The following is a 421-nucleotide window of genomic DNA, read 5'->3' on the forward strand; positions in this document are numbered from 1 at the left end:
TGCGTGACAGCTGCCCGCCCGCCCTGCTCGCCCGGCTGCGCGAAAGCGTCCCGGACGGGTTCGCCCTGGACGCCTCCCACCAGCCGCACATCACCACCCTCCAGCGCTACGTGCGCACCGGGGAGCTGGAGGCCGTCTATGACGCCATCGGCGACACCCTGGCCGCGACCGACACGAGCGCACTCTCCTACCGGGCCGTGGCGATCAAGCACGCCGACTTCGGGGTTCCGGGTCAGGGGCTCGCGGTCATCCTCATCGAGCCCAGCCCCCAGGTGTACGACTTCCAGGCCGCCCTCCTCGCCGCCGTCGCCCCCTTCGCCGAGTCCGGCGGCACGGCCGCTGCCTTCGTCATCGACCCGGGCGAGGACATCAGCCAGAGCACCCGCGACTGGGTCGACGGATACGTCCCCCACCAGATCGG

The 421-nt window shown here is 72.0% G+C and carries 1 protein-coding gene; it reads left to right on the forward strand.

The window, feature by feature from the left end; genetic code table 11:
* Window positions 1–421, forward strand: a 421-nt coding sequence (locus G3I78_RS49120; protein WP_203616568.1) for a hypothetical protein, incomplete at both ends; no start/stop codon positions are given.

Source organism: Streptomyces sp. SID13726, assembly GCF_010548375.1.
Lineage (GTDB): Bacteria > Actinomycetota > Actinomycetes > Streptomycetales > Streptomycetaceae > Streptomyces.